27 protein-coding genes and 1 pseudogene are annotated in these 26,291 nt (G+C 50.8%); 19 read left to right on the forward strand and 9 right to left on the reverse strand.

The window, feature by feature from the left end; translation table 11 throughout:
- Positions 1 to 167: 167 nt before the first annotated feature.
- On the reverse strand, positions 168 to 1,736 hold the full coding sequence (locus Q4579_RS13555; RefSeq protein ID WP_303565049.1) for a DHA2 family efflux MFS transporter permease subunit: 1,569 nt from the start codon (positions 1,734 to 1,736) through the stop codon (positions 168 to 170).
- Between the two features lie 7 nt (positions 1,737 to 1,743).
- Entirely contained in the window at positions 1,744 to 2,838 is a 1,095-nt protein-coding gene (locus tag Q4579_RS13560) for an HlyD family secretion protein (RefSeq protein WP_303564972.1), read from the reverse strand.
- A gap of 119 nt (positions 2,839 to 2,957) precedes the next feature.
- On the opposite strand from Q4579_RS13560, the gene Q4579_RS13565 reads away from it, so the two are divergent.
- Complete coding sequence (locus Q4579_RS13565; RefSeq protein WP_303565051.1) at positions 2,958 to 3,869, forward strand: LysR family transcriptional regulator; 912 nt, start codon at positions 2,958 to 2,960, stop codon at positions 3,867 to 3,869.
- On the opposite strand, the gene Q4579_RS13570 is transcribed toward Q4579_RS13565, so the two are convergent.
- A complete protein-coding gene (locus tag Q4579_RS13570; RefSeq protein ID WP_303564973.1) occupies positions 3,841 to 4,821 on the reverse strand; it encodes a DUF3187 family protein in 981 nt (326 codons plus the stop codon). The genes Q4579_RS13565 and Q4579_RS13570 overlap by 29 nt on opposite strands.
- A gap of 343 nt (positions 4,822 to 5,164) precedes the next feature.
- On the opposite strand from Q4579_RS13570, the gene rimK reads away from it, so the two are divergent.
- The 9 genes and pseudogenes from rimK to Q4579_RS13615 all read left to right on the forward strand — a co-directional run bounded on the left by rimK (position 5,165) and on the right by Q4579_RS13615 (position 12,867).
- The gene (gene rimK / locus Q4579_RS13575) at positions 5,165 to 6,070 is read left to right on the forward strand and encodes a 30S ribosomal protein S6--L-glutamate ligase (protein WP_303564974.1); all 906 of its coding nucleotides are present in this window, start codon (positions 5,165 to 5,167) and stop codon (positions 6,068 to 6,070) included.
- A 22-nt stretch (positions 6,071 to 6,092) separates the two neighbouring features.
- Positions 6,093 to 7,100 (forward strand): succinylglutamate desuccinylase/aspartoacylase family protein, encoded by a 1,008-nt coding sequence (locus Q4579_RS13580; protein WP_303565052.1) that lies wholly within the window; start codon positions 6,093 to 6,095, stop codon positions 7,098 to 7,100.
- Between the two features lie 73 nt (positions 7,101 to 7,173).
- Complete coding sequence (locus Q4579_RS13585) at positions 7,174 to 8,130, forward strand: CorA family divalent cation transporter (RefSeq protein WP_303564976.1); 957 nt, start codon at positions 7,174 to 7,176, stop codon at positions 8,128 to 8,130.
- A complete protein-coding gene (locus Q4579_RS13590) occupies positions 8,130 to 8,708 on the forward strand; it encodes a mechanosensitive ion channel family protein (RefSeq protein WP_303564977.1) in 579 nt (192 codons plus the stop codon). The genes Q4579_RS13585 and Q4579_RS13590 overlap by 1 nt, the downstream gene beginning before the upstream one ends.
- A gap of 21 nt (positions 8,709 to 8,729) precedes the next feature.
- Positions 8,730 to 10,112: a magnesium transporter gene (locus tag Q4579_RS13595; protein WP_303564978.1), complete on the forward strand. Its 1,383-nt coding sequence runs from the start codon at positions 8,730 to 8,732 to the stop codon at positions 10,110 to 10,112.
- Between the two features lie 219 nt (positions 10,113 to 10,331).
- Positions 10,332 to 10,736 (forward strand): annotated as a pseudogene (locus Q4579_RS13600) (DUF2391 family protein); the annotation flags it as partial.
- Between the two features lie 183 nt (positions 10,737 to 10,919).
- Complete coding sequence (locus Q4579_RS13605; RefSeq protein WP_211651242.1) at positions 10,920 to 11,252, forward strand: DUF3332 family protein; 333 nt, start codon at positions 10,920 to 10,922, stop codon at positions 11,250 to 11,252.
- A 143-nt stretch (positions 11,253 to 11,395) separates the two neighbouring features.
- Entirely contained in the window at positions 11,396 to 11,842 is a 447-nt protein-coding gene (locus Q4579_RS13610) for an NUDIX hydrolase (RefSeq protein ID WP_303564981.1), read from the forward strand.
- A gap of 368 nt (positions 11,843 to 12,210) precedes the next feature.
- Entirely contained in the window at positions 12,211 to 12,867 is a 657-nt protein-coding gene (locus Q4579_RS13615; RefSeq protein WP_303564983.1) for a Qnr family pentapeptide repeat protein, read from the forward strand.
- 132 nt (positions 12,868 to 12,999) lie between these two features.
- Here the strand turns inward: Q4579_RS13615 and Q4579_RS13620 are convergent, their stop codons facing one another.
- Positions 13,000 to 14,166 carry a glutathionylspermidine synthase family protein gene (locus Q4579_RS13620; RefSeq protein WP_303564984.1) on the reverse strand — a complete coding sequence of 389 codons (1,167 nt, stop codon included), beginning with the start codon at positions 14,164 to 14,166 and terminating at the stop codon, positions 13,000 to 13,002.
- Between the two features lie 171 nt (positions 14,167 to 14,337).
- Between Q4579_RS13620 and Q4579_RS13625 the strand changes: the two genes are divergently transcribed.
- From Q4579_RS13625 to Q4579_RS13650, 6 genes are all read left to right on the forward strand, one after another.
- Complete coding sequence (locus Q4579_RS13625; protein WP_303564985.1) at positions 14,338 to 14,550, forward strand: ParD-like family protein; 213 nt, start codon at positions 14,338 to 14,340, stop codon at positions 14,548 to 14,550.
- Positions 14,537 to 15,313, forward strand: coding sequence for a type I methionyl aminopeptidase (gene map / locus Q4579_RS13630; protein ID WP_303564986.1), 777 nt, complete (start codon positions 14,537 to 14,539; stop codon positions 15,311 to 15,313). The genes Q4579_RS13625 and map overlap by 14 nt, the downstream gene beginning before the upstream one ends.
- Positions 15,314 to 15,480: 167 nt before the next feature.
- On the forward strand, positions 15,481 to 15,915 hold the full coding sequence (locus Q4579_RS13635; protein WP_303564987.1) for an N-acetyltransferase: 435 nt from the start codon (positions 15,481 to 15,483) through the stop codon (positions 15,913 to 15,915).
- Entirely contained in the window at positions 15,912 to 16,421 is a 510-nt protein-coding gene (locus Q4579_RS13640) for a GNAT family N-acetyltransferase (RefSeq protein ID WP_303564988.1), read from the forward strand. The genes Q4579_RS13635 and Q4579_RS13640 overlap by 4 nt, the downstream gene beginning before the upstream one ends.
- A gap of 32 nt (positions 16,422 to 16,453) precedes the next feature.
- Entirely contained in the window at positions 16,454 to 17,032 is a 579-nt protein-coding gene (locus Q4579_RS13645; protein ID WP_303565053.1) for a sugar O-acetyltransferase, read from the forward strand.
- Between the two features lie 24 nt (positions 17,033 to 17,056).
- Positions 17,057 to 17,446, forward strand: a complete 390-nt coding sequence (locus tag Q4579_RS13650; RefSeq protein ID WP_303564989.1) for a VOC family protein — start codon at positions 17,057 to 17,059, stop codon at positions 17,444 to 17,446.
- 39 nt (positions 17,447 to 17,485) lie between these two features.
- Here the strand turns inward: Q4579_RS13650 and Q4579_RS13655 are convergent, their stop codons facing one another.
- Complete coding sequence (locus tag Q4579_RS13655; protein ID WP_303564990.1) at positions 17,486 to 19,126, reverse strand: GMC family oxidoreductase; 1,641 nt, start codon at positions 19,124 to 19,126, stop codon at positions 17,486 to 17,488.
- A gap of 274 nt (positions 19,127 to 19,400) precedes the next feature.
- Here Q4579_RS13655 and Q4579_RS13660 point away from each other — a divergent pair, with 274 nt between their 5' ends.
- From Q4579_RS13660 to Q4579_RS13670, 3 genes are all read left to right on the forward strand, one after another.
- Positions 19,401 to 19,655, forward strand: a complete 255-nt coding sequence (locus Q4579_RS13660) for a hypothetical protein (protein ID WP_303564991.1) — start codon at positions 19,401 to 19,403, stop codon at positions 19,653 to 19,655.
- Between the two features lie 229 nt (positions 19,656 to 19,884).
- Positions 19,885 to 20,181: a DUF1330 domain-containing protein gene (locus tag Q4579_RS13665; protein ID WP_303564992.1), complete on the forward strand. Its 297-nt coding sequence runs from the start codon at positions 19,885 to 19,887 to the stop codon at positions 20,179 to 20,181.
- 330 nt (positions 20,182 to 20,511) lie between these two features.
- Positions 20,512 to 21,237 carry a PLAT/LH2 domain-containing protein gene (locus Q4579_RS13670; RefSeq protein WP_303564993.1) on the forward strand — a complete coding sequence of 242 codons (726 nt, stop codon included), beginning with the start codon at positions 20,512 to 20,514 and terminating at the stop codon, positions 21,235 to 21,237.
- A gap of 88 nt (positions 21,238 to 21,325) precedes the next feature.
- Here the strand turns inward: Q4579_RS13670 and choV are convergent, their stop codons facing one another.
- The 4 genes from choV to betA all read right to left on the reverse strand — a co-directional run bounded on the left by choV (position 21,326) and on the right by betA (position 26,253).
- Complete coding sequence (gene choV, locus Q4579_RS13675; protein ID WP_303564995.1) at positions 21,326 to 22,534, reverse strand: choline ABC transporter ATP-binding protein; 1,209 nt, start codon at positions 22,532 to 22,534, stop codon at positions 21,326 to 21,328.
- A 2-nt stretch (positions 22,535 to 22,536) separates the two neighbouring features.
- A complete protein-coding gene (choW, locus tag Q4579_RS13680) occupies positions 22,537 to 23,385 on the reverse strand; it encodes a choline ABC transporter permease subunit (RefSeq protein ID WP_046221776.1) in 849 nt (282 codons plus the stop codon).
- A gap of 75 nt (positions 23,386 to 23,460) precedes the next feature.
- Positions 23,461 to 24,405 carry a choline ABC transporter substrate-binding protein gene (locus Q4579_RS13685; protein WP_303564998.1) on the reverse strand — a complete coding sequence of 315 codons (945 nt, stop codon included), beginning with the start codon at positions 24,403 to 24,405 and terminating at the stop codon, positions 23,461 to 23,463.
- 153 nt (positions 24,406 to 24,558) lie between these two features.
- The gene (gene betA, locus Q4579_RS13690) at positions 24,559 to 26,253 is read right to left on the reverse strand and encodes a choline dehydrogenase (RefSeq protein ID WP_303565054.1); all 1,695 of its coding nucleotides are present in this window, start codon (positions 26,251 to 26,253) and stop codon (positions 24,559 to 24,561) included.
- Between the last annotated feature and the right edge of the window lie 38 nt (positions 26,254 to 26,291).

Genomic DNA, 26,291 nt, shown 5'->3' on the forward strand with positions numbered 1-26,291 from the left:
TCTTAGAGCCTGCTGATGCCTGCTATACAATGTTGGTGCGTACGTTATGGCTGAACGCAGGTATTCGCATCTCACAGTCTGAAGTTGATTCCGATGTGTTCCTAAAAGTAAGCGCCTTGCCAGAACTGATAGGCAAGGCGCTTTGTGTATCAAGTCAGCCGAATGCGCTAATCTTTGGCGGGAGCAGCATTGGGCAGTGACAGGATCAGAATGGCGGCAAAGGCGAGAAAGCCGGTCATCATCATGAACACGTCGTTGTAGGCCATGATGTAAGCGTCGGTTTGCATGCTTTGTGCCAGGCTGGCTTTGGCTTTCAGCATGGCGGTGTTGGGATCGCTGCCTTGCTGTAGGTAGTTCCCTGCCTGTTGCGCGAGTTGGTGCCAGGCATCATTGCTGACGCTGGGTAAACTGGCTTTGATCCGGGCCAGATGCTCTCGCGCTTTGTTGTCGAGCAGAGTGGCGATCAATGCGATGCTGAATGCACCGCCCAGATTCCGCAGCACATTGGTGATTGTGGATGCATCCGGCGTGTCTGGCTTGCGGATCGTTTGCATCGCGACCAAGGACAGCGGCACGATGATGAAAGGTCCGCCCAATGCCCGAAGTAACATGGACAGAATCAATTGCTGGCCCCCGAAGTCGGCTGTCATATGGGTATTCACGTAGCAACTGATCCCAAACATGGTAAATCCGAACGCGACCAGATATTTGGGTTGTATCACCCGGGTGAGCTTTGGAATGAACGGGAACAGCAAGAGTTGTGGAAATCCCATCCACATCAGCACTTTGCCAATTTCTAACGCATTGTAGTGCTGAATCTGAGCCAGATATAAAGGCAGCACATAGATAGAGCCCAGCAAAGCCATGCCCAGAATCAGGTAGGCCAGTCCGGACATGGCAAAATGCGGATTTTTAAGCAACCGGAGATTCACCAGTGGTTTGGGATGCCGCAGCTCGGTGATGACAAATCCAATCAAACTTACGCAGGCGACAACGGTGAGTCCGATAATGAACCGGGAACTGAACCATTCTTCCCGATTCCCTTCTTCGAGCATCACTTCCAGACACCCCAGGCCAATTGCCATGGTTGCAATACCAACCCAGTCGGCCTGCCACAGCGCATCAGGGTTCGCGGGCTGATCATCCAGACCGTAACGGATCATGGCAACCATCAGGATAGCCGGGGGCAAATTGATATAAAAAATGTAATGCCATGTGAAGTTTTCCGTCAGCCATCCGCCCAGCGTTGGGCCAATGGAAGGCGCAAAAGTCGCGGTGACTCCGAAGAGTGCCATGCCAATGGCGCGTTTATGGACCGGGAGCAGTTGCACGACTAATGAAAACGCCAGTGGGATCAAAGCTCCGCCGCTGAAACCCTGAATGGCTCGGAAGAGGATCATCGACTCCATATTCCAGGCGATGGAGCACAGCAAAGACGCGATCGTGAAAATCACCGTGGTGCCAATCAGATAGCGCCGGGTGCCCAGTGCTCTGGAAAGCCAGCCGCTCAGCGGAATGGCGATCATTTCGGCCACCAGATAAGAGGTCGAAATCCAGGAGCTTTCATCCAGTGTTGCCGAGAGTGCGCCCTGAATATCTTTTAAGGATGAGTTGGTGATCTGAATGTCGAGGATAGCCATAAAAGCGCCCAGCATCCCGCCGAGCAGTGCAATCCAGTGGCGTCGTGGCACCTCATGCTCAGCGGGTTGTGCAGGCAGAGAGGCCGCTTGGGGCATTGCCTGTTCACTCATGGCTGACCTCTGCTTTTGCCAGCGTTTCCGTCGCTTTGTCAGACGCCGGATGGGTGTCAATGGTGGCCACCACAGACAAGCCTGGTAAGAGCTGGCCCTTGAATTGCTCCGGATGCGGAATCACGATTTTCACCGGCACACGCTGGACAATTTTGGTGAAATTGCCAGTTGCATTTTCCGGGGGGAGTAAGGCGAATTTTGCGCCGGTCGCCGGGGAGAAGCTGTCAACCATCCCCGTGATCGTCTGGTCCGGATAAGCATCCAGCGCGATGTCGACCGGTTGCCCTTGCTGGATGTCGGCCAACTGAGTTTCTTTGAAATTGGCTTCAATCCATACCGTTTTGGTAGGAACCAGACTCAGGAGTGGCATGCCCGGCTGAACATATAAGCCAATCCGCAGGCTGCGCTTGCCGACAATACCGTCGACGGGGGCAGTGATGCGGGTATAGCTGAGATCCAGTTCCGCCTGTTTCACCTGCGCTTTCGCCTCACGAACAGCAGCTTCTGCCTGAACTTTCTGGCTGTTCAGGACTAAGAGCTGATCTTTTGCCGCCTGTAGACTGGCATGGGCAGCATCCATATTGGCCTGGCTGACTTTCAGATGTGAGCGGGCATCATCGACTTCATCTTGAGAGGAGTAGCTTTTCGCCAACAGTGAACGTGCCCGCTGGTCCTGTTGTGCCGCGCGTTCGAGATCGGCCTGTGCCGAAGCAACCTGGCTGGCCGACTGGCGGATCACCGTTTTCTGAAGGATCGATTGAGCCTGAAGGCTGGTGATCGCCGCTTCAGCAACGGCAAGATTGGCGCTGGCTTTTTCGAAGGCGGCCTGATAATCACGGTCATCCAGAATTGCCAGTAACTGACCGGCCTGAACCTGATCATTGTCACTGACAAAGGTCTGCTGAATGTAACCGGACACTTTCGGACTGATATTGGTGATTTCACCTTGCAGATAAGCATTATCGGTCGATTGAAAATAGCGGCCGTAACTGGACCAGTAAACGGCGACAGAAGCGGCAGCAACGCCCAGAGTCAGTGCTGCAATCAGGGGAAAACGTGATTTTTTTGGGGAAGACTGATCAGCCATGTGTGCTCATATTGTTGTGATTTATCATTTGGATGGTGATTGTAAAAAAATATGAATTAGTTTATTAGTTAGGAAAAAACGAAAACACTGTTGCAGAATTTAGTTAAATGGGTGAAGGCATGGATTTAAATGCGCTGGCAATGTTTGCTCAGGTGGTGGAATGCGGCAGCTTTACGCAGGCTGCAGAAGCATTGGATATTACGAAATCGACCATTAGTAGAAAAATTGCTGACCTGGAAAAGGACTTGGGTGTCAGGTTGCTGACCCGGAGCACCCGGAATCTGGTGCTGACCCATGAAGGTGAAACCTTTTATCAGTCCTGCCGACAGTTGGTTGAAATTGCCAGTCAGGCTGAGCTGGAAGTGTCTGCAAATCAGGATCTGGTTCGCGGGCGCCTGAACGTTGTGATGCCGGTAGAAATCGGTCAAAAAGTGTTTGGCAAACATATCAATGAGTTCTTGAAAACGTATCCGCTGGTCAGCCTTCATCTGGAATTGAGCAACCGCGAGGTGGATTTGGTTGCCGAAGGGATCGATTTATATGTTCAGGTTGGTGATATGAATGATTCCGGCATGGTTGCCCGGCCCTTTCATTCATCGCGCCGGATTTTGGTTGCCAGCCCGGACTATTTAACGGCACAGGGCGAGATTCATACACCGGCGGATCTGGTGGCCCCTCATCATCAGGTCAAGATCTTTAACGCGGTGAAACTGGCGTACTGGGAATTGGAGCAAGGCGATGAACGGGTTCACATCGATCTGCCGTATCGTTTTCGGGTGAACACCATCACCTCGGCAGTCAGTGCTTGTCTGGATGGGTTGGGCATCGCGATGTTACCGGAGTTTATCTGTCGGGAGCATCTGGAAAAAGGGGAGTTGGTCCAGATTCTGCCGGAGTGGAAATCGCCTGTGGTGCCCATCAGTTTCGTTTATCCGCAACGGGAGTTAATCCCCAATCGACTCCGCCTGTTCATTGATTTTCTGCTGGAAAGATTCGAAGTGCTTACCAGCGTTGACGGTAGCCCAAGGTAATCGCTACATCTGGACTGTTATCCATGTTAAAGACGTTTTCAATCAGGATGAGTTCAAGCACGCTGGTGGTGAAGTGATAACGATACCCGATCAAGACCTCATTGGAAGGCTGAGATAAAGCGGATGTGGCGTCGGTCGCGCCTTCATAGAAGTGGTATTCCAGCAGGAACCGGTGCGGGCCGTTGAACTGGTACTGCCAGCCAGCCGCGGCAGCATAAGTGAGTTTGTTGTATGGAATCAGTGCCGCCGGATGATGGCGGTAAACGCCGGCGAGCAGGGTATGAAATCGGTGGCGATCCCGATGATAGCTGTAATTGAGTTGCAGGGCCTGTTCGAAGTTGTGGTTATGAAAGGGGCCGGATCCGACATAGTTGTAATAGAGTGAAGCGCCCAGCGACAAAGCTTCGTCGGGCTGCTCCCATAGCTGCCAGCCACTGTATAGAGTGACGGTCCGCGTGAGTGTTTCCCCCTTGAAATCTGAATACTCAACGCCGTATTCAGGAATGGAGATGTCGAAACTGTGTCTGGGGACATCCTCTCTGCCGTTCAGATCAATCCCGAACATGCGGTGAAAACCGAAGGTCAGATGATCTAAATGTGTCTCGAGTGCTACCCGCCAGCTGGCATCCAGTTCCAGCTGCCAGCCCGGTGTGACCTGCCACATCAAACCTGTACTGAAAGTGGACTGGTAATAATCTGCTCTGTATTCGTCGGTTTCGGCCCAGATGCTGGCAGCCGTCGTATTGAGATAAAACTCTCTGCCATGTACAGGCAGCGCGAATCCGCTTCTGAGCTGCGGACTTAGACTGGTGGACTGAATCGGTGATTGTGCATAGGTTTTCAGCGGCCCGAAATCCTGCGTGCTGCTTGCCGCAGACGCACTGGCCGTGCAGATCGTGATCCCTGCAATGAACAGACTTCCTGTTTGTCTCGCGTTGCGGAGAATGCTCATGCTGTGTTTGATAGAGAACCTGTAACTGATTCCTTCGGGTCTTGATGATTCTGATAGGCGAGATACCATTTTTGACGCTATATTGTTGGACTTAAGGCAAAATTTTTCTCAGTCCTCAGAAAGTATAGAAACAGACGGCGCGTTCCGTTGCCTCAGCTTTGCAATCTTTGGGGGTGTCCAGAGTTGCGTCCGGTGTGTTTTCACTACACTCAAAAGACTGAAGGCCCGGATGGAATGTTGTTCCTGCAGACTGAACGGAGATACCGCCTTACCGGAAGAGGCATGACATCTCACCGGTTGTTCCATGTTTTGCTTTACCTGAAATTGCTTATCTGGAGTAACAATGAAAATCGGCATTCTTTCCCGCAACTCAAAGCTGTATTCAACCCGACGTTTGATCGAGGCCTGCCGTGAACGCGGGCATGAGGTTGAAGTCATCGATGCGCTGCGGTGTTACATGAACATCAATTCAGACAAACCTTCCATCCATTCCAAAGGCCAGGATTTGTCGGGATTTGATGCCATCATCCCGCGCATCGGCGCTTCTGTCACATTTTATGGCTGTGCCGTCCTGCGGCAGTTTGAAATGATGGGTGTGTTTCCGGTGAATGAGTCGGTGGCAATCACGCGTTCCCGCGATAAGTTGCGTTCCTTACAGCTACTCTCCCGAAAAGGGGTGGGGATGCCGATCACTGGTTTTGCAAGCAAGCCGGATGATATTGGCGACTTGCTGGAAATGGTCGGCGGTGCACCTGTAGTGATCAAGCTGCTGGAAGGGACGCAAGGGATTGGGGTTGTGCTGGCGGAAACCCGAAAAGCCGCCGAAAGCGTGATTGAAGCGTTTCTCGGCCTGAAAGCCAACATCATGGTGCAGGAATACATCAAAGAAGCCGGCGGTGCGGATATCCGCTGTTTTGTGATTGGCGATAAAGTGATCGCTGCGATGAAGCGTCAGGGGGCTGAAGGAGAGTTCCGCTCCAATCTGCATCGGGGTGGGTCTGCCTCTCTGATTCGGATCACGCCCGAAGAGCGTAAAACGGCGGTTCAGGCGGCAAAAGTGATGGGCCTGCGAGTTGCCGGTGTGGATCTGCTTCGCTCACAACGGGGTCCATTGGTCATGGAGGTGAATTCTTCACCAGGTTTGGAAGGCATTGAACAAGCCACTGGCAAGGACATTGCCGGTATGATAATCAAGTACATAGAATCAACGGCGAAACCGCAGAGGACGCGCACCAGTGGCAAAGGCTAAACTCAATCAGGTTATTGAATTTATGGGCACGGAAGTGCCCCCCGGACATTCAGCAACGATCGATCTGGAAGCGGCACAACTCTATACTCATTCACCCTTGCATATCCCTGTCCATGTGGTGAATGGCAAATATCAGGGCCCGGTACTGCTGGTCAGTGCCGCCATTCATGGCGATGAACTGAACGGCGTGGAAGCCGTGAGGCAATTACTGAACAAAGTGAATCCGGACAAACTGCACGGCACACTCGTGGCTGTTCCGGTCGTGAATGTCTTTGGTTTTATTCATAAATCCCGTTATTTACCGGACCGTCGCGATCTGAACCGATGCTTCCCCGGTTCTGAACGGGGGTCGACAGCAGCCAGACTGGCTTTCCAGTTCAGTGAACATGTCGTCAAAAAATGTACCCATATTATTGATCTGCATACCGGAGCGATTCACCGGGCAAATCTGCCGCAGGTTCGTGCGAATCTTGACAATGAAGCCAGTGCAGAGATGGCACATGCCTTCGGCACTCCAGTGATTCTGGATGCCGCGATTCGTGAAGGCTCTTTGCGCGCTGTGGCCGATGCGTCCAATATTCCTGTGATTACCTATGAGGGCGGAGAAGCGTTACGTTTTGAACCGCTGATCATTGCTGCGGCGGTGAAAGGGGTGATTGGTGTGATGCGAATGCTGGGGATGATTCGGCGTGTCAGCCGCAAGAAGGAACGCGCATCGCCTTTTATCGCGCGCTCCAGCAGTTGGGTCAGAGCCGAACAAAACGGCATATTTCGCAGTGTGGCCGCTTTAGGTGAACGCGTGACGAAAGGTCAGGTTCTCGCCTATATCAGTGCCCCGCTGGGACACGGAGAAGAAACGCTGGTTGCACCCCGTGATGGCATTGTGATTGGTCAGCAGATGATGCCGCTGGTCAATGAAGGGGATGCCATTTTCCATCTGGCCTATTTCAGCAAAGGCGCGAGTTCAGAAGTCGAACAATACATCGAAAACTTTTTGGATGAAGTCAGTGATGAGGTTGATGTGACCTGATGTATTCCCCTTCGGGGGAAATACAGTGTCTCGCGATACCCTTTTAATTTTCGCGCACAGGAGGCGCGTTTTTATGGTCAATACGGCAATGGAGACCGATTGGTTTATCGATGGATGGCAATTGGGCGGTCAGCCACGTCAGCTTACACTGGCAGATTGCAACCAGCTCGAGGAAGATTGCTGGTATCACTGTCAGCGTGATGCCAAAGGATTAAAAGAGTGGCTGACTTCTGTCGATATTCCCGGCTCGTTGATATCTGTCTTGCTTGCCGACGATACCCGGCCGCGATTTGAGCAACTGGACGATGATATTTTTCTTTTGATTCTTCGGGGGATCAATTTGAATGAAGGCACGAATCCCGACGATATGTTGAGTATCCGGTTCCTGTATTACCGGGGCAGTCTGATCTCGACCCGAAAGTATCCGTCCCGTGCGATTGCCGAAGCACGAAAGCAATGTGAAGAAGGGAAAAGCCCGGCCAGCTTGCTGGCAATGATGGTAACTATCATTGATAAACTGAACCGGAACATCGAAAGCTTTCTCGACCCGATTGAAGAAGATATTGAATATTTCGCCGAACATCAGGATGAGGCCGACAGCCAGTCACTGGCCAATCTGAATAAGCGGTTGCTGAAGATCCGTCGTTTCCTGACACCGCAACGATACGCACTGGACGATATGCTGCAGGCAGACATGCCAGCGCTGGAAGTGTTTCGGATGCAGCTCTTGAACTGCCGGGATCTGGTGATCCGCATTAACGAATCGATTCACTTTTACATTGATCAGATTCAGGTCATCAATCAGCATCTGGGGCAAATTCAATCGGAAAAAGTGAACCGAAATACCTATTTAATTTCATTGATCTCGATTATTTTCCTACCCATCAGTTTTCTTACCGGCCTGCTGGGGGTTAATATCGGCGGCATGCCAGGAGTTGACTCCTCGGTGGCTTTCTGGGCGTTTTGTATTGCACTCACTGCAATCACTTTATTCGAAATCATTTTGTTAAGAAGGATGAAATTTATTTAATGTTCGAGGCTGTTCTACAAAGTCGGTTGAGCTATAACCTGCTGGTGATTCTGACTTTCCTGATTGTTTACATGATTGCCAAGCGCGTACTGAATCTTTGGCTCACCAAACTGGGTACGACCAAAATGGTCAGTGAAGCCAGAGTCCGGTTTATTTCGCGGGTGCTGTCTTCCGTGGTGTTTTTCGTACTCTTCAGCATTACCGTGATTAGTCTGGGGCTGGGGTATAGCGATATTTCGCTGTTTTTCTCGTCTGCATTTGCGGTTTTGGGTGTCGCATTGTTCGCCCAGTGGTCCATGCTCAGTAATGTGACGGCCAGTGTGCTGATCTTTTTTGCCTTTCCGTACCGCATTGGCGATATGGTGAAAGTGGTCGATAAAGATGAAGACATCAGTGGTGTGATTCAAGATATCACCATGTTCCATGTCCTGATCGAGCGGGTCGATGGCAGTCTGGTGACTTATCCCAATAACATTATTTTGCAAAAAGCAGTCATTAAACTGACCAAACTGCCCGAGTTGCCAAAGCCAGTACCGGAGCCACCACAGCCGTCTGCAGCGCCGCAGGTCACCCCATAAAAACGATTAAAAGACAGAAGTATGACTGAAGAAGAGAACAAAACAGCCGTCAAAGACCTTTTACCGCAGCAGGAATTGAGTCAGTGGGTTGAGGATCTGAACCGTGCTCATGATGAAGAGCAGGAGCGCGTGTTTAATGAAGCCACTGAAGTGCTGGAAACTTCAGAAATTGGCTTGTTGTTAGAAACCCTCCCGATTGATGAACGTTTGGCCTTGTGGCAAACCGTTGCACCAGAAGAACGGGTCGACGTGCTGGTAGCGATGCGCGGAGATGCCCGAAGTGTGCTGATCGACAACCTGAGCATGCCCGATCTTCGGGCCATGTTGCATGGCCTGGATGCAGAAGATCTGATCGAGCTGTCGCAGAGTCTGTCCGACAAACTGGTCGATTTTGCACTGGCGAAAATGAGTCAGGATCAGAAAACCTGGTATGAACAAAGCCAGCAATATGATGAAGAGCAGATTGGCCGTTTTGTGGATCACAGTCTGGTCATGCTGACACCAAATACCCGGGTTGCTGAGGCGCTTCGTGCCGTACGTCGTGCAGAATATCCGATGCTGGACCGGGTTTACATCGTCGACAAAAAAGGCATGTACAAAGGCGAAGTGACCTTATCCGTGCTGTTGGCAGCGGATGGTCAGGCGCGAGTCGATAGCCTTGAAGATGATATTGCATCACCTTTGAAGGCGGACATGGATGTGGATGATGCCTCGGAACGTTTGGAGCACTCCGATCAGGCGGCCATGGCAGTGGTGGATGAGCATGGCCGTTTCGTCGGGCGGGCGACCCTGCGTCTGGCGATGGAAATCACGCGTGAAAACTATGAAGCCAAACTGATGGCACGAGCAGGTCTGGATGAAGACACGGATCTGTTTTCCCCTGTCTGGCTCAGTGCGAAACGGCGTGCTTTGTGGCTGGGTATTAATCTGCTGACCGCTTTTCTGGCATCCTGGACTATCGGGTTGTTTGAAGCCACCCTGAGTCAGGTGGTTGCACTGGCAGTCTTGATGCCCATTGTTGCTTCCATGGGGGGAATTGCCGGCAGCCAGACGCTGACCTTGATCATTCGTGGTTTAGCCATGGGCCAGATCACGTTTGGTAACGTGTGGACGCTGGCGAAAAAAGAGCTGCTGGTGGCTTGTCTGAATGGGGTGCTTTGGGCCATTGTGATTGCGATCATTGCAGCATTTTGGTTCAGCAGTATTCCGATTGGTGGTGTGATTGCTGCAGCCATTACGATTAATATTATCGTCGCCGCGGTTTCCGGAGTTGTGATTCCGGTGATTTTGGATAAATACGAAATCGATCCGGCATTGTCCGGATCCGTGATTCTGACCACAGTCACCGATGTCGTGGGCTTCTTTACCTTCTTAGGCTTGGGCAGCATGTTTTTGCTGGGTTAACCCCGGATGTTCCTCCCCTTGAAAAGGGGGAGGGACAGTCAGAGTTTGTTGTCAGCACGGCAATTGCCTCCCCTTGGCAAGGGGAGGGCCAGGGTGGGGTTCGAACAGCGCGCATGGATTTGACATTTGTGCACAGTCACCCCCACCTAGCCTCCCCCTTGAAAAGGGGGAGGAACAGTCCGAGTTTGTAGTCAGCACAGATCCACATCAACAGAACCGGGGCAATCAATGGATTGGAAATTCAATGCAGAAGATTTAGGCCAGATTGTGATCGGCGCTTTTGCGCTGGGCGTACCCATCTCGTTCTCTGAAGAAGCCTGGCAACTGAGCGAAACCCTGCCGCTGCTGAACCTGATCGTGCTTGTTGCCTTAACGCTGGCATTCATTGGTCTCTATGCCTACCAGTCCATGTTTGGCCAGAATATCCGGCGTCGGGTTCCTGTTTTTCTGGCGCGTGTCTTTGGTGCTTATCTGATCACTTATTTAGTGGTTTGCCTGATCCTGTTTTCGCTTGATCAGTTTCCAATTCTGGAAAACTGGATTGTTGCGGTGAAGCGTGCATTCGTCATTGCCATGCCTGCGTCGATGGGCGCGATCATCGTAGATAGTTTTGATAAAGAATAGTTACTTTTTTGTCACTGGTATTCCCGCTATCAAAGCCAGAAGCATGAACGATTCTCCATATCAATAGAACGTTGTTTTATTTCTGAACCCATGCTGAATTTTGACGAGGTTTGACACATCCCGGATTCCAAAAAATAAGCCGGTTGGTACACTTCAGCCCTTCTTTTGACAGGGGTATTGAAGATGAAAAAAATGATCTTTGTGGCGGTTTCTCTGGCGTCTTTGCTGACTGGATGTGCGGGGCAGATGGCTGCCACACAGGCGACGATGAAACTTAATATGGATGCGGTGGATAACCGGTATGCACGAGGTGGCCTGACAATTTTGATGTCTCCGGTTTATGCCGTCACCACAGTGGCAGATTACATGGTGCTGAACCCGATTGAATTCTGGACCGGTGAAAATGTGGTGACACAAAAACCATCGATTTACGATGCAAAAGGTGAAGACTACATCAAAATCAATGATCAACTGGATCAGGAATATAAAACAGCGCCGATCAAACCACTGAACTGATGCAGTGTCGCTGATTTCCCTCCCTTGATACAGGGGGGAGGGACAATCCTTCGCTTTACCGATTTTTACAAGCGGGGTCTCCGGTTTGATCCCCAAGTAACCTGCGATATCATGGCGGCCGTTAACTTTTTCGGAAGCCTAGCATGACTCATTCTCAATCATCACTCTCCTCGCCCAAAGTGGCTGTACTTGCCATCACCTATCAAGATGATCAGCTCATCCTCGTTCAGCGTAAAAATGAACCACAAAAAGGCGGCTGGGGCTTTCCCGGTGGATCCGTCTGGCCGGGAGAAAGCCTGCGTGATGCCGCCGTGCGCGAACTGAAAGAAGAAACCAGCGTGCAGGCTATCGCTGAGCAACTGCTGGAAGTCGTTGAAGTGAACGAATTCGATGCAGACAACCGGCATCATCATTTTATTCTGGTGCCCGTGCTCTGCCGGTATGTGGCCGGAGATTTACAAGCGGGGGATGATGCCAGTGATTGCCGCTGGATGTCTGTCGGGGAAATTGTTAGCAAACAAGCGGATCTCATCGACAAAGTGGCAGATGTGGCGCTGCAGGCAAATCAACTTTTATTGATTCAGCGATAAATATGACCTGAGTTGCTTTTCCAAGTCAGCATAAAAATAAGGCGGTATTGACTTGGGAAATCAAGTATCAATAGAACTTTCATTTTTCATTTCCTTAGGATAAATCCAGCCGTGCTGCGCATGATGTTTGCAGCGCAGCCGAGCATCTGCTCATTTAATGGAATCGCCCTCCGCCGCCTCCTGCGGGTATAAAATTTTTTCTTCGTCTACGGCGTCGGAATATTCGAGTTTCGTGTCTCTACGCGTCGATTTGGTGCCTTAAAATGGCGAAATAAGGGTGTTTTAAATATTTGTTTTTCAAGGGGTTGTTTTTCTTTCTTCCGTACATCCGCAGTGTTAGTCTCTGATTCAAATTGAAGGAGACGATGATGCACAAAGAAAATGAATTATTTAATCAGGTTAGTTTTTCCCGTCAGGATTTATCAGAGGCTGTCTTCAAGCACTGTCAGTTTTATCGTTGTGACTTTAGTCGGGCTAATTTGAGGGATGCTGTCTTTGAAAACTGTAAGTTGATTGAGCCGGGTGCTCTTGAAGGCTGTGATTTTGCTTATTGCGACTTACGTGATGCGAGTTTTAAAGATTGTCAGTTAGCGTTGGCAAATTTTAAAGGTGCTAATTGTTTCGGCATCGAATTCAGAGACAGCGACCTGAAAGGCGCCAATTTTATTCAGGCGAGTTTTGTGAATCAGGTCAGTCATCAAATGTATTTTTGCGCTGCTTTTATTACTGGCTGCAATTTAAGCTATGCCAATTTTGAACGCCAGTGTCTTGAAAAATGTGAATTATTTGAAAACAAATGGTATGGGGCGAACTTACGGGGAGCATCTTTGAAAGGGGCGGATTTATGCAGAAGTGTTTTCTCTGAAGACTGCTGGGGACAGTTTTCTGTCCAGGGGGCAGATCTCAGCCATTCTGAACTTGATGGGCTTGATCCGCGAAAAGTCGATTTAACAGGAGTGAAAATCTGCGACTGGCAACAAGCGCAATTGCTGGAACCACTCGGTGTTATTGTGCTTCCAGATTGATGCGGTTTCGATGGTGAAAATGCCAAATCCGTGCGCGCAGTTCCAACCCCACCCTGGTCCTCCCCTTGCCAAGGGGAGGGAATCGCCGTACTGAAAGAGTCGGAGACCTCCGCCGCTTACCGTCGGGAAATATTAATCCAGAATAATATGCGGAATAAACATTGAGGTATCTTTGGTGATGTATCCGACATCTTCCCGGATGGTTAATCCGGCGGGCTCGTCATTGATGAGCCAACTGCCGATCAGCATATGGTTGTGACCAAAGCGAGGCAACTGCGTGTATTGCTGCACAATATAGCCTTCTTCTCCATATGGGCCGGGCTCATGTTGCAGGATCTGGCCCGCGCGGTGAACACTGATATTAGAGCCTTCCCGGCTGAAAATTGGCTTTTTCACAAAATCAGTCAGGCTGGCTGCTTTGGGATCATCGGCAAAGTATGTTGGCAGTAAGTTCGGGTGATTCGGAAACATCTCCCACAGCAGTGGCAGAATGGCTTTATTGGAGCTGATGCTCTTCCACATTGGCTCCAGCCAGTTCACATTGGCTGTTTTCAGATGAACGGCGTACTCCTCACGAAACATAAATTCCCAGGGATACAGCTTGAACATCCATCGGATCGGGTGATCATCCAGATCGGTAAATTCGCCGTCTTCGTTCACGCCAATATCTTCCACGTAAACAAACGCAATGTTCAGGCCGGCTTCTTTTGCACAATCTTCCAGATATTGCACCGTGTCTCTGTCTTCAATGCTGTCCCGGCAGCAGGCAAAGTGCAGTGTCTGGCCGGGCTGATAGTTCCCCAATGCGGCCATCCGCTGAATCATGAGTTCCTGAATCAGGTTAAACTGATCCGCCCGTCGCGGCAGTTTGCCGGCATTGACCTGATCTTCCAGCCACAACCACTGCCAGAAGCTGGCTTCATACAGTGAGGTGGGCGTATCGCTGTTAAATTCGAGAAGTTTGGCAGGCTGCTTTCCATCATAAGAAAAATCCAGTCGCCCGTATAAACTGGGTGCTTTCTGTTTCCAGGAGCTCGCAATTAGATCCCACATGTTCTCCGGGATCTGAAATTTACGCAGTAATTGTTCATCCCGGATCACGCGTTCTGTCGCTTCCAGACTCATTTCATGAAGTTCCGCGGTTGGCGCTTCCAGATCTTCTTCAATTTGCTTCAGCGAGAACTGATAGTAGCGATCTTCCATCCAGTAAGGTTCGCCATCCAGTGTATGGAAGCGAAATCCAAACTCATCGGCAAGGGTTTTCCAGTTGGGACGGGGCGTAATGGGTACCTGAATCATGATACTGCTCGAATATGAATAACTGGGCGATATTATTGTGCGCCTGCGTTCAGAAAGCAAAGTCCGGTTGTGTCGGAAAAGACCGACTTGGATCCTGATCCCATTCTGTTGAAAGGAATATATATAACGTATACAATTCGTATATCAAACGTATAAGATGCGAGTCGCAAAATGGGAATTGTTAAAATCTCGGAAGAACTTCACGAAGAGATCCGAAAAGCCAGTCAGTCGATGTCACGCTCCATTAATGCTCAGGCTGAGTTTTGGATCAAAATCGGGCTGCTGGCAGAAATGAATCCGACACTCACTTATAACGAACTGATTCGTAAGCTGCTACTGAGTGATGCGGTCTCGGTTCAGGAATTGATGCATGAACAAAATTAAGCTGAAAACTGCGGAAGAAATTGAACTGATGCGGGAATCGGGGCGTTTACTGGCTTCGGTCTTCACCATGTTGGATGATTTTGTCGCTGCTGGTGTGTCGACCATGGCCATTAACGATCGGGTGGAAGCATTGATTACCGGTGAGCTGTCAGCCCGCCCGGCCAGTAAAGGTCAGTATGATTATCCCTATGTCCTGAACACGTCAATTAATGAAGTGGTTTGTCATGGCATGCCGGATGAGCATCGGCTGCTGAAATCGGGAGATATCATTAACGTGGATATCACGTTAGAGAAAAACGGTTTTATTGCAGACTCCAGTAAAATGTACTGCATTGGTGAGGTTCAGCCGCATGCCATGCGTTTGGTGAAAATTACCTATGAAGCGATGTGGGAAGGGATTAAGCAGGTCAGACCGGGGGCGACGCTGGGTGACATCGGGTATGCTATTCAAAAGCATGCTGAGAGTCGTGGGTATTCTGTGGTCCGTGAATATTGTGGTCATGGCATCGGCCGGGAGATGCATGAAGACCCGCAAGTGCTGCATGTCGGCTTGAAAGGACGTGGCTTAAAGTTACAGCCCGGGATGACCTTTACGATTGAACCCATGATCAATGAAGGCACGTTCAAAACCAAAACTAAAAAAGATGGCTGGACGGTCGTCACCAAAGATAAAAAGCTCTCGGCGCAATGGGAACATACGGTTCTGGTGACGGAAACCGGCTATGAAGTCCTGACGTTGCGACCGGAAGAAGTGGCGGCCTGAGTTCATCCGCTTGGATCGGTCATCTGTATGAACTGATTTGATCCGCGTTGATTCCCCTTCATAAAAATGCTCCTGTTGCTTTTCCTCGCTAAACGCAGCATTGTCTGCATTTGTACCGATTTGAAGCACAAGTGCATTCATCATCGAAAAAAGCTGCAAGGAAGGACATGAGCGCTGGTATTACATTGACGACGGCACCGACCGAAGAGGACATTGAAGTCATTCGCACGGGGTTACGTGCGCATAATCTGCCGCATCTCGGGACCATCGACAGGCAACCTGTCGCTTGCTTTTATCATGATCCGCAAGGGAAAAGACTGGGTGGTGTCAGTGGAATGGTGTGGGGAAAATGGCTCCAAATTGATTTCCTCTGGGTTGATCCGTCTCTTCAGCATCAGGGCATTGGCCGCCAGCTACTGACGCAGATTGAACACCATGCCAAAGCGTGTGGATGTCATTCTGTGCTGCTCGATACGTTCAGTTTTCAGGCCCGGCCCTTCTATGAAAAGCAAGGATACCGCTGCGTGATGACGCTCGAGGATTTCCCGCAGAATGCGGACAGACATTATCTGGTGAAATCATTGGCAGAGGGCCAGCCGTGACTATTTTATCGACTGAGCGTTTGAATATCAGGCCGCTGACAGAGTCAGACGTTGATTTTATTTATGCCTTATACAACACCGCAGGATTTTTGCGTTTCGTCGGCGATAAGCAACTGCATAGCCGGCAAGATGCACAACGGTATCTGATCCAGAACTTAATCCGGCTATACGACGTCCCGGGCATGGGCTTACTGCGGGTGAGCCTGAAATCGGATGATACACCCATTGGGATATGCGGCCTGATCAAGCGGGACTCCCTGCAGGATATCGATTTGGGGTACGGCTATCTGCCTGAATATGAAGGGCTGGGGTATGCGTTTGAAGCGGCCGGGTGTCTTCGGGACTTTGCAAAACAACACATGAACCTGAAACGCTTGGTCGCGATCACCGATGCTCAGAATACGCGCTGTATTCAACTGCTGGCGCGATTAGGATTTCAATTTGAGCGCATTCAGGAAGATTTGCCGCAGGGTGGTCAACTGGCATTATATGGCGTTGCGTTGTGAGTGAACTCAGGAGGAAGACCGTGTCAGAATCGATGACAGAAAAAGAAAAAATGATGGCTGGGCTGCCTTATAACGCTCGGGATGGAGCCTTGATTGCGGATCGCAAGGCCGCTAAATTGATGTGTCACCGTTTTAATCTGGCGGATCCCGGGGATACGGAAGCGCGGATGGCGATTTTAGCAGCGCAGGTTCAATTCCAGGGCAATGCGCACATGGAACCCTCTTTCTACTGCGACTATGGTTACAACATTACGCTGGGAGAAAATTTCTATGCCAACCACAATCTGACGATTCTGGATGTTTGCCCGGTACGCATTGGCAAGAATGCGTTCATCGGCCCGAATGTGATGATTTCTGCGGCGACACATCCGATTGATCCTGTGGAACGCTTGCAAACAGAAGATGGTGCGCCCATTTCAATTGGCGACAACGTATGGCTGGGTGGCAATGTCAGTGTCTTGCCGGGCATTCGTATCGGTAATAACTGCGTGATTGGTGCGGGCAGTGTGGTCACGAAAGATATCCCGGACAACAGTGTTGCTGCCGGAAACCCGTGCCGGGTTTTACGAAGCATTACACCCTCTGAATCCGTTGCTGTTTCTGCGGACTGATTGATCTGAAGAGGAGCCATAGCGATGGTTACAGCGGTCCGAACACATCTGATGTTTGAAGGTGATGCCGAAGAGGCGATCAATCTTTATACCCGCTTATTCGAGTTTTCTGAGATCAAATCGATTGATCGTTATGAAGACGGCGATGCTGCGGGAAAAATCCGGGTGGCTGTGTTCACCCTTGCAGGCCGGGAGTTTATGGCCATTGACTCCTTTGTATCGCATCAGTTCACGTTTACACCAGCCATGTCGGTGTTTGTGGATTGCGAGTCCATTGAGGAATTTGAGCGCGTTTACGCCGCTTTATCTGAAGGTGGCAATGCGCTGATGCCTGCTGAAAATTATGGTTTCAGCCAGCGTTTTGGTTGGGTGAATGATCGGTTTGGCGTGTCCTGGCAAATTAATCTGCCGTGAGGTGAATCGGCCAGACGCAACTGGCCGATTGGGTGGCGCCTAAACCGTCGCGATTTCAGGGGTAGTGTCGCGTATGCGGACGGGATTGCAGATCAGGTCCGCAGCTTTTTCGGCAATTGCAATGGTTGGCGCGTTGGTATTGCCGCTGATGAGTGTCGGCATGATTGATGCGTCCACAACCCGTAAGTTCCTGATACCGTGAACTTTCAGTTCCGAGTCAACCACGGCCATGTCGTCGTGCCCCATTTTACAGGTGCCCACCGGGTGAAAGACCAGGCCGATCCGTTGCTTGATTTGCTCGAAGATGGCCTCGTCGGATTCGGCGCCTGTGCCCGGGCTCAGCTCTTCTGCCCGGTAGTCATCAAACGCTGGCGCCGCCAGAATTTTGCGAAGCTGTCGGATTCCGTCAATTAAGACCTGTTTGTCTTCATCGTGCGAGAAGAAATTAAAATCAATCACAGGCGCGGCCTTGGGATCGGTGGAATGGAGCGTCACTGAACCGCTGCTTTTCGGGCGCAGAACACAGACATGACAGGCGTAACCATGCTGTGACATGAGCTTGAGGTCGCGACCGCTGTCGTCGAACAGGGCAGGCAGCATATGTAATTGGATATCCGGGCGGTCCAGGTCGTCGCGTGATTTCAGAAAGCCACCCGCTTCCGACACGGGACTAGAGAGTTTCCCTTCTTTTCGCCGGATATATTTCACGACTTCAGGCACCATCTTCATCACGCCGCTGAACGATGTGGTCACGCCATCTTTTTTCCGGCTTTTCACCAGCACGCAGGCATCAACATGCTCCTGCAAATTTTGTCCGACGCCCGGCAGGTGTTGCTGACAGGGAATGCCATGCTGAGCCAGATGCGCCTGATCGCCAATGCCGGAGAGCATGAGCAATTGCGGGGAGTTGATTGCGCCACCACTGAGAAGTATTTCCCGGTTGGCATGAATGGTATGCGTTTGACGTTGATGCAGGAAGGTGACAGCGACGGCCTGATGATCCTGAATGATGATCTTCTTTACCAGCGCACCTGTCAGCACCTTCAGGTTTTTGCGGGTCATGGCCGGATGTAAATAGGCGCGGGCTGCACCACATCGTTGACCCGCCTTGATGGTGCATTGATAAAATCCGACGCCTTCCTGAGTTTCGCCGTTAAAATCCGGGTTGAAGGGGAAACCTGCTTCCAGACTGGCCTGAATGAAGGTACTCATCACAGGAAATTGCGGTTGGGGATCACTCACGTGCAAAGGGCCGCTGTCGCCATGATAGTCACAGCCGCCGCGTTCATTGCTTTCTGCTTTCTTGAAGTAGGGCAGCATGTCCTGATATCCCCAACCCTGATTTCCCAGCGATGCCCAATGATCATAATCTTCTTTCTGTCCCCGGACATAGAGCATGGCATTCACGGATGAGCTGCCGCCCAGCACTTTCCCCCGAGGCACAAAGACCGGCTGCCCATGGCGAAGCGCAGGGTCTGAGGTTGCGTTGTAAGCCCAGTTATATTTTTTCGAGAACATAAAGCAGGCAAATGCGGCGGGCGTACTGACCAGTGGCGTCCGATCCGATGGACCAGCTTCAAGCACCAATACGGAATATTGGCCACTTTCAGATAAGCGGTTGGCAAGCACGCAGCCCGCGGATCCAGCGCCAATGATGATAAAGTCATAATGCGGATTCAATGTTGCCTCCTTGTATGAACGTCCAAATTTAACAAAGTCTTTGCATTATGGATGACAGGGCGCAACAAAATAGTGCCTTCACAAATGTTTTGCAGAATATTTCATGGAGATGACAAATAACCCATTCAAAATCATTTATTTACACGTAAACGCTTGCTTTTGCACCGGATCACAATTCTTAACACTTATTCTCCTTCTTCAGTGCAACATCATGCATTGAGGATTAGGATCGTTCTTGTTGTTATTTGAACATCACGTGAATAAGGATGTCACTGTGTTGAAAATTGTGTCTGGTTTTGTTGCCTGTACGCTCTGGCTCATGATCGCGTTTTTTCCTGCTTTGTTTGGTGTATTACTGGCAGGTCCGGTTTGTCTGTTACTGGATGATCTGAATTTACAGATTGTGCTGTCTTTTTCTGCCATCGGGCTTGTGGTTGGGACCATTATCGCGGAACGGATTCGTGCGGGGGTCGGACTGTTTACATTCTGGGGTAAGTTGGTTGCTAATCCAGAACTCGATCGTTATTAATTCATTCAACTGAAAGGGAATGCTCCCTGATCCAGATCTGGCCGCTGTCTGCATTGCGCAGGGTCATTTCCGTCAACCCCTACTGAATGATTTCTTTTTGCCCATGCTTTCACAGGCTTGAATCACACACCTTCCCGATTGTTGCTGATGCCATTATCGTTGTTGTAGACAAATGCTTTTTATGGATCTGCCAATAGAAAGGCGATCCGCGATCAAGGGGAATGTGCTGATGTACGAATTGTTATTGGGTATGGATATCTCGGATGAGGATGGGTACAAGCAATATCGTCAGGAAATGCTTCCGATTTTGACTTCCTACGGTGGTAGCTTTGGATATGATTTTCAGGTTTCAGAAGTGCTGATCGCCCAAACGCCTGAGCCAATCAATCGCGTATTTACCATTCGGTTCCCGGATGAAGATCAGAAAACCGCCTTTTTCAATGACCCGGCGTACCAGAAGGTGAAAGCGAAATTTTTTTCGCCGTCAGTCCGTCATGTCACGCTGATTGCAAGTTACAGTTTATGATATCTCATCGGTGATGGCATAAAATATATCCGGGATAGCGATAACAGGCTTTTATCAATTGGTGAGCAATCTGTGATTCGCTATATGACAGATGGATTTCATTCCGGTTGATGGTTTGGTCTCAGTGTATGAGTTATACCGTGTTTTTTAATGACAGGTTAAATCTAAAAAATATTTTTTATCGAAAGCTCTGTCTCGTGTTTTTTGTGATGAGTCGCAATAAATAAGTTTTTAAGTTCTTCTGGTTGCCGATAAATAAAATGCTTCTCATACTGTTACTGCAGTGTTTAGAAAATATTGAATTAATTATTATTTATGAAAGGGTAAACCATGTCATACGATTATGAAATCATCACAATTACGGATACGGATAGTGGCGATAATACTAAAAATCCTGTTTATGTGAAACTTCAATCCGAGACAGAAACAGGGCCGGAGAAAAAGCTATCCAGTGATAATTTCAATCAAGGGGAGCTTTTTTCTTCTGTTCTGAATGGCTTAACCGAAGGGGATGCGCCATTAACAACTGAAGTTTTTCGGCTTGACGGCAAAGATGCATGGTCATTAAATAATACTTGGGTTACGCGTATCAACGATGGTCAATGTTTTGCCGGTGGCGGGGCATGGTTGGATAATCATGCATCTAAATCTGTTGGGCTTTCACAATATAATGGTGGAGACTCGACACATCGGGATAAAAAGGATTCAAGTTTCATCTTAACAATCAAAACTGCAAATGATGACCATGCAGGAACAAATAACGCCGTCTATATTAAGCTATTTGATTCTTACGGAAATGCATCGACACTGACTCATATTGATCAACCTTTCAATGATTGGCAAACAGGAAAAACAGATACAGTTGAAATCAGGCTGCCTATTTATTTATCTGGTCCAATTACAAGGTTGATGATCAATAAACCCGGTACACAGGGATGGAAGCCGGAATCTATTTCAGTTAAATCAAAGTTCTACTCAGAGTTGAGTACACATTTTACAATTAACGCTTGGTTAGATGGTGAAAAACGTTGGTGGTTTGGTGAATCGGATCAATAGAATATAACCGCTTACTGCCACGAAAATAAAACGCCTAGTTAATCACCGGGCGTTTTTTCATTTCTGTGGGGTGTCGAGATTCAGTGGGTTAAGCCACTTTTGCCTCAAAGTGCTTCCCGAGCAATGCGTGGTAAAAGTCCTGATCAGACAGGATGCCAACCAAGGTGTGTTTATCGCTGCCGTTACGTTCAGTCAGCAGCACGGGCTGACCCGTGCGATAGCGGATTTCCAGCGCATCGCGCATCGAGATATCCGGGCTGGCTGTCACGATATCTGTCTGAGACAGACGGTCGAGATCATCGCCCTGCTGCCAGAGTTGCAGGGCCAGATCCTGCTCCTGACGGCGAGCCGCTAACACTTCTCCCGCATCATTGGTGTTCAGGCGTGTGCCTTCATGGCGATTCAGAATCAGCATGTCTTCCAGGCTTTCCAGCTCGCTGGTCGGTGTCATCAGTGAGCGGCCACGGAGCACGTTCAGTGGATTGGTATGGGCGACAAAGTCTTTCACATACTGCGTATTGGGCTTGAGGACGATGTCTTCCGGCTTCCCGTGCTGGATCAGTTCACCGGATTCCATGATCGCGATGTTGTTCCCGATTTTCAGCGCTTCGTCGAGATCGTGGCTGACAAAGACAATGGTCTTGTTGAGTTTGCGCTGAAGTTCCAGCAACTCATCCTGAAGCTGACTGCGGATCAATGGATCCAGTGCCGAAAACGGTTCATCCATCAGTAGAATGTCGCTGTCCATTGTAAACGCACGGGCCAGACCAACACGCTGCTGCATTCCGCCAGACAGTTCGTGCGGGAATTTGTCTTTCCATTCAGCCAGACCGACCATCTCCAGCTTTTCCATGGCCCGGCGACGGCGTTCTGATTTGCTGATTCCCTGCATTTCCAGACCAAAAGCAGCATTGTCGAGCACGGTCAGCCAGGGCATCAGGGCAAATTTCTGGAACACCATAGAAATGCGTTCGGTGCGCATATGGCGCAGGGTGTTGGCATCACAGGAAGCCAGATCCACCATGCTGTCGCCATCCTGTACTTCCAGTTTACCGCGCGATACCGGGTTCAGGCCGTTGATGGCGCGCAGCAGGCTGGATTTACCGGAACCTGATAAGCCCATCAGCACACAGATTTCACCCTGGGCTACATCCAGGCTGACTTTATTCACGCCAACGACATCGCCGGTTTCATCAATAATTTCCTGACGGCTTTTGCCCTGATCCAGCAATGCCAGTGACTGCTCGGTATTTTTACCGAAGATCACGTCTAAATTTTCAATTCGAATGGCAGTCATGATTAGCCCTCCTGGTTTTTGCTGGCTGGGGTTTTACACAGGCGGTCGAGAATAATCGCGACCAGAACAATGGCCAGACCGGCCTCAAAGCCTTGCGAGATGTTCACGGTATTCAGCGCCCGAATGACAGGCTTACCCAGACCATCAGCACCAACCAGTGCAGCGATGACCACCATCGACAGAGACAGCATGATACATTGGGTTATCCCTGCCATGATGTTTGGCATTGCCGCCGGCAGTTCTACTTTGAACAGCAATTTGGAGCGGGTTGCACCGAAGGCCTGACCTGCTTCCAGCAGTTCTTCCGGCACGCGGCTGATCCCCAGATAGGTCAGTCGAATCGGAGCAGCAATGGCAAAAATAATGGTGGAAATGAGCCCGGGGACCACGCCCAGACCAAACAGCACCAGAGTTGGGATCAGATACACAAAGGTCGGAATCGTCTGCATCAGATCCAGAATCGGGCGCATCAGGGTGTACAGCCAGGGGCGGTGAGCAGCCATGATCCCAATCGGCACGCCAACCAGCACCGAAATTGAGGTGGCAGTGAGCACGAGCACGAAGGTTTCCAGCATTTCCGGCCAGTAACCCAGATTCAGAATCAGCAGCAGGGCGGCGACCACAAAAGCGACCAGAGAGAAGCTGCGATGCAGCGCCCAGGCCAGTGCCGCGGTCATCAGAATTGGTACTGCAGGTGGCATCCACTTGAAGACATCGACCAGCATCATGATCAGAGATTCCAGGCTGTAGGAGATGGCGTCGAAGAAGCCGGCCGCATTGTAAGTCAGCCAGTCGACAAGGTTTGCCATCCATTCACCCAGTGGGATCTTATGATCGGTAATAAAATTCACATTAACTCCTTAAAAGGGGTACAACAAAAGCAGTTGCAGGCGCCATCAGACTGACTGACGCCTGCAAAATTAGGATTAAATATTCAGGTATTGCTTCACGGATTCAGTGCCGTTGCTGCCATCAACGGACTTCACGTTTTTCAGCCACTGGTCCAGCACTTCCGGATGCGCTTGCAACCAGGCTTTTGCCGCAGCGGCCGGTTTTTTCTGTTCGTTGAGAATGTCACCCATCAGCTCGTTTTCCATCTCCAGGCTGAAGGTGAGGTTTTGCAGCAACTGGCCGACGTTCGGACAGGTTTCCATGTAGTCTTTGCGGACATTGGTGTAAACACTGGCACCGCCGTAGTTCGGGCCGAAGAAGTCGTCACCGCCGGACAGGTATTCCAGATCAAAGTTGTTGTTCATCGGGTGCGGCGCCCAGCCCAGGAAAACCACCCACTGCTCGCGGTTCACGGCACGTTTGACCTGAGAAACCATGCCAGCTTCACTGGATTCCACCAGACGGAATTCTTCCAGACTGAAAGCATTCTGGTCGATCATGTCCTGAATCAGACGGTTGCCGTCATTCCCCGGCTCAATGCCGTAGATACGGCCACGGAATTTATCTTCGAATTTCGCCAGATCGGCAAAGCTGCGGACCCCTGCGTCGTACACATATTTCGGCACGGCCAGGGTATATTTTGCACCCTCAAGGTTGGCACGGATGGTTTCAACCGTACCGTTGTCACGGTACTTCGCGATATCGCCTTCCATGGTTGGCATCCAGTTGCCGAGGAAGACGTCGATGTCGCCATTGGCCATGGAAGAGTAAGTGACCGGGACAGACAGCAGCTGTGTTTTGGTTGTGTAGCCCAGACCTTTCAGGACTTCGCTGGTCACGGCTGTGGTGGCGGTAATGTCGGTCCAGCCAACATCAGAGAAACGTACCGTGTCGCACTGTGCTGCCATCACTGGCTGAGCGCCAGCGGCCATCAGTGTTGCGATTGCAGTGTATTTGAGGGTCTTCTTCATTGTCGTCATGACTTGTCCTTTATCCATTTCGTTTGTGGTTCAGCCTCGTGTTCGGGTGAGGCGTGCATCAACAGGGCTGCCTGTTCCTGAAATCAGGGTGAGCCAGCCCGGTGGTGGTGAAATTCACCACCACGAATTAGGGTGTTTCCGGTGACTGACGCCTTAGTTTGCGTCGGCAGTTTCAGGCACGGTGCTGCGCTGTGCTTCCTGCCAGTTGTCTGCGATCCAGACAGGGACATGGGCTGCAGGCAGGGCGGGTTTGCCCAGAATTTTATCGGCGGCCTTTTCGGCCACCATGATCGTGGGTGCGTTCAGGTTGCCGTTCGGGATTGTGGGGAATACGGATGAGTCCACCACGCGCAGGCTGTCGATACCGCGGACCTGACAGTCACTGTTCAGCACAGCCATGACATCGTCGTCGCTGCCCATTTTGCAGGTGCAGGACGGGTGGTAGGCACTCTCGACGTTCTCGCGAACCCAGGCGTCAATGGCTTCATCACTCTGAACCGCTTCACCCGGCTGGATCTCTTGTCCGCGATAGGCAGACATGGCTGGCTGGGTCAGAATCTCACGGGTTAGGCGGATGGTATCGCGCCAGTCCTGCTTGTCCTGTTCGGTGCTGATGTAGTTGAATTCAATGCCCGGTTTGGCTTTCGGATCGGCAGACGTCACCCAGATCCGGCCGCGGCTCTCTGGCTTGTTCGGGCCGACATGGACCTGAAATCCATGGCCGTCGAACGCGGCCTGACCGTCGTAGCGCATCGCAGCAGGCAGGAAGTGATACTGCACATTCGGCCACTTCAGACCTGCGCGGGAGCGAATAAAGGCACAGGATTCAAAGTGGTTGGTTGCGCCCAGGCCGTCTTTGAACAGAATCCAGCGGGTGCCGATCAAGCCTTTGCTGATCAGGCCCAGCTTGCTGTTCAACGTGACCGGTTCTTTACATTCATACTGGAAATAGACTTCCAGGTGATCCTGAAGGTTTTCGCCCACGCCCGGCAGCTCATGCTGAACCGGGATACCGGCCTCTTCGAGTACCGTTTTCGGCCCAATGCCGGACAGCTGCAACAATTGTGGTGAGCCGACAGAACCGGCAGATAAAATGACTTCTTTGCGTGCTGTCGCGGACTGGACTTTTCCGCCACGTTCAAATTCGATTCCGGTGGCCTGTTTGCCGTCCAGCAGGACTTTCCGGCTCAGGACGCCGGTCAGTACCATTAAGTTGCTGCGCTTCATGGCACGGCGCAGATAAGCATTGGAGGTCGAAGCCCGGACACCGTTGTCGACGGTCATGTGCATCGGGCCGAAACCTTCCTGCTGATAGCCGTTGTAATCGTCCGTTGCCGGGTAACCTGCCTGCTGGCCTGCATCAATGAAAGCCTGATACAGCGGGTTCAGTGCCATATCGTTTCCGTTGCAGGTGGCAACCGGGCCCCGGTTGCCCCGGTAGGCATCTTCACCGCCTTTCCAGTTTTCAGCCCTGCGAAAGTAAGGCAGGCAGTCGCGGTAGCTCCAGCCAGACGCGCCGTGGGCTTCCCATTCATCAAAGTCGCAGGCGTGGCCACGAACGTACACCATACCGTTGATGGACGAGCTGCCGCCCAGCACTTTTCCGCGCGGACAATGCAGCTGGCGTCCGTCGAGGCCGTTTTCCGGCTGGGTTTCAAACTGCCAGGCATACTTATCGCTGTTCATCGGGTACGACAGTGCCGTTGGCATCTGAATGAAAATACTCTTGTCGCTGCCACCGGCTTCCAGCAACAGCACCTGATGCGCGCCGCTTTCGGTCAGGCGGTCGGCCAGCACACAACCTGCTGAACCGGCACCGACAATGATGTAATCAAATTCTTGCTTCATGGCGTTCCCTTTACGTCTGTTTTCTTTGGCTTGGCGTG

Source organism: Photobacterium sp. 1_MG-2023 (genome assembly GCF_030547945.1).
GTDB lineage: Bacteria > Pseudomonadota > Gammaproteobacteria > Enterobacterales > Vibrionaceae > Photobacterium.

What these genes read in the sequence shown, in the direction of transcription:
- Q4579_RS13580 (WP_303565052.1), top strand. Translation starts at nt 6,093, where the DNA reads ATGGGCACGGAAGTGCCCCCCGGACATTCAGCAACGATCGATCTGGAA.
- Q4579_RS13670 (WP_303564993.1), top strand. Translation starts at nt 20,512, where the DNA reads ATGTCATACGATTATGAAATCATCACAATTACGGATACGGATAGTGGC.
- Q4579_RS13625 (WP_303564985.1), top strand. Translation starts at nt 14,338, where the DNA reads ATGGGAATTGTTAAAATCTCGGAAGAACTTCACGAAGAGATCCGAAAA.
- Q4579_RS13685 (WP_303564998.1), bottom strand. Translation starts at nt 24,405, where the DNA reads ATGACGACAATGAAGAAGACCCTCAAATACACTGCAATCGCAACACTG.
- Q4579_RS13570 (WP_303564973.1), bottom strand. Translation starts at nt 4,821, where the DNA reads ATGAGCATTCTCCGCAACGCGAGACAAACAGGAAGTCTGTTCATTGCA.
- map (WP_303564986.1), top strand. Translation starts at nt 14,537, where the DNA reads ATGAACAAAATTAAGCTGAAAACTGCGGAAGAAATTGAACTGATGCGG.
- rimK (WP_303564974.1), top strand. Translation starts at nt 5,165, where the DNA reads ATGAAAATCGGCATTCTTTCCCGCAACTCAAAGCTGTATTCAACCCGA.
- Q4579_RS13585 (WP_303564976.1), top strand. Translation starts at nt 7,174, where the DNA reads ATGGTCAATACGGCAATGGAGACCGATTGGTTTATCGATGGATGGCAA.
- Q4579_RS13560 (WP_303564972.1), bottom strand. Translation starts at nt 2,838, where the DNA reads ATGGCTGATCAGTCTTCCCCAAAAAAATCACGTTTTCCCCTGATTGCA.
- choV (WP_303564995.1), bottom strand. Translation starts at nt 22,534, where the DNA reads ATGACTGCCATTCGAATTGAAAATTTAGACGTGATCTTCGGTAAAAAT.
- Q4579_RS13595 (WP_303564978.1), top strand. Translation starts at nt 8,730, where the DNA reads ATGACTGAAGAAGAGAACAAAACAGCCGTCAAAGACCTTTTACCGCAG.
- Q4579_RS13665 (WP_303564992.1), top strand. Translation starts at nt 19,885, where the DNA reads ATGTACGAATTGTTATTGGGTATGGATATCTCGGATGAGGATGGGTAC.
- Q4579_RS13565 (WP_303565051.1), top strand. Translation starts at nt 2,958, where the DNA reads ATGGATTTAAATGCGCTGGCAATGTTTGCTCAGGTGGTGGAATGCGGC.
- Q4579_RS13650 (WP_303564989.1), top strand. Translation starts at nt 17,057, where the DNA reads ATGGTTACAGCGGTCCGAACACATCTGATGTTTGAAGGTGATGCCGAA.
- Q4579_RS13645 (WP_303565053.1), top strand. Translation starts at nt 16,454, where the DNA reads ATGACAGAAAAAGAAAAAATGATGGCTGGGCTGCCTTATAACGCTCGG.
- Q4579_RS13555 (WP_303565049.1), bottom strand. Translation starts at nt 1,736, where the DNA reads ATGCCCCAAGCGGCCTCTCTGCCTGCACAACCCGCTGAGCATGAGGTG.
- Q4579_RS13620 (WP_303564984.1), bottom strand. Translation starts at nt 14,166, where the DNA reads ATGATTCAGGTACCCATTACGCCCCGTCCCAACTGGAAAACCCTTGCC.
- Q4579_RS13610 (WP_303564981.1), top strand. Translation starts at nt 11,396, where the DNA reads ATGACTCATTCTCAATCATCACTCTCCTCGCCCAAAGTGGCTGTACTT.
- Q4579_RS13615 (WP_303564983.1), top strand. Translation starts at nt 12,211, where the DNA reads ATGCACAAAGAAAATGAATTATTTAATCAGGTTAGTTTTTCCCGTCAG.
- Q4579_RS13635 (WP_303564987.1), top strand. Translation starts at nt 15,481, where the DNA reads ATGAGCGCTGGTATTACATTGACGACGGCACCGACCGAAGAGGACATT.
- Q4579_RS13605 (WP_211651242.1), top strand. Translation starts at nt 10,920, where the DNA reads ATGAAAAAAATGATCTTTGTGGCGGTTTCTCTGGCGTCTTTGCTGACT.
- betA (WP_303565054.1), bottom strand. Translation starts at nt 26,253, where the DNA reads ATGAAGCAAGAATTTGATTACATCATTGTCGGTGCCGGTTCAGCAGGT.
- Q4579_RS13590 (WP_303564977.1), top strand. Translation starts at nt 8,130, where the DNA reads ATGTTCGAGGCTGTTCTACAAAGTCGGTTGAGCTATAACCTGCTGGTG.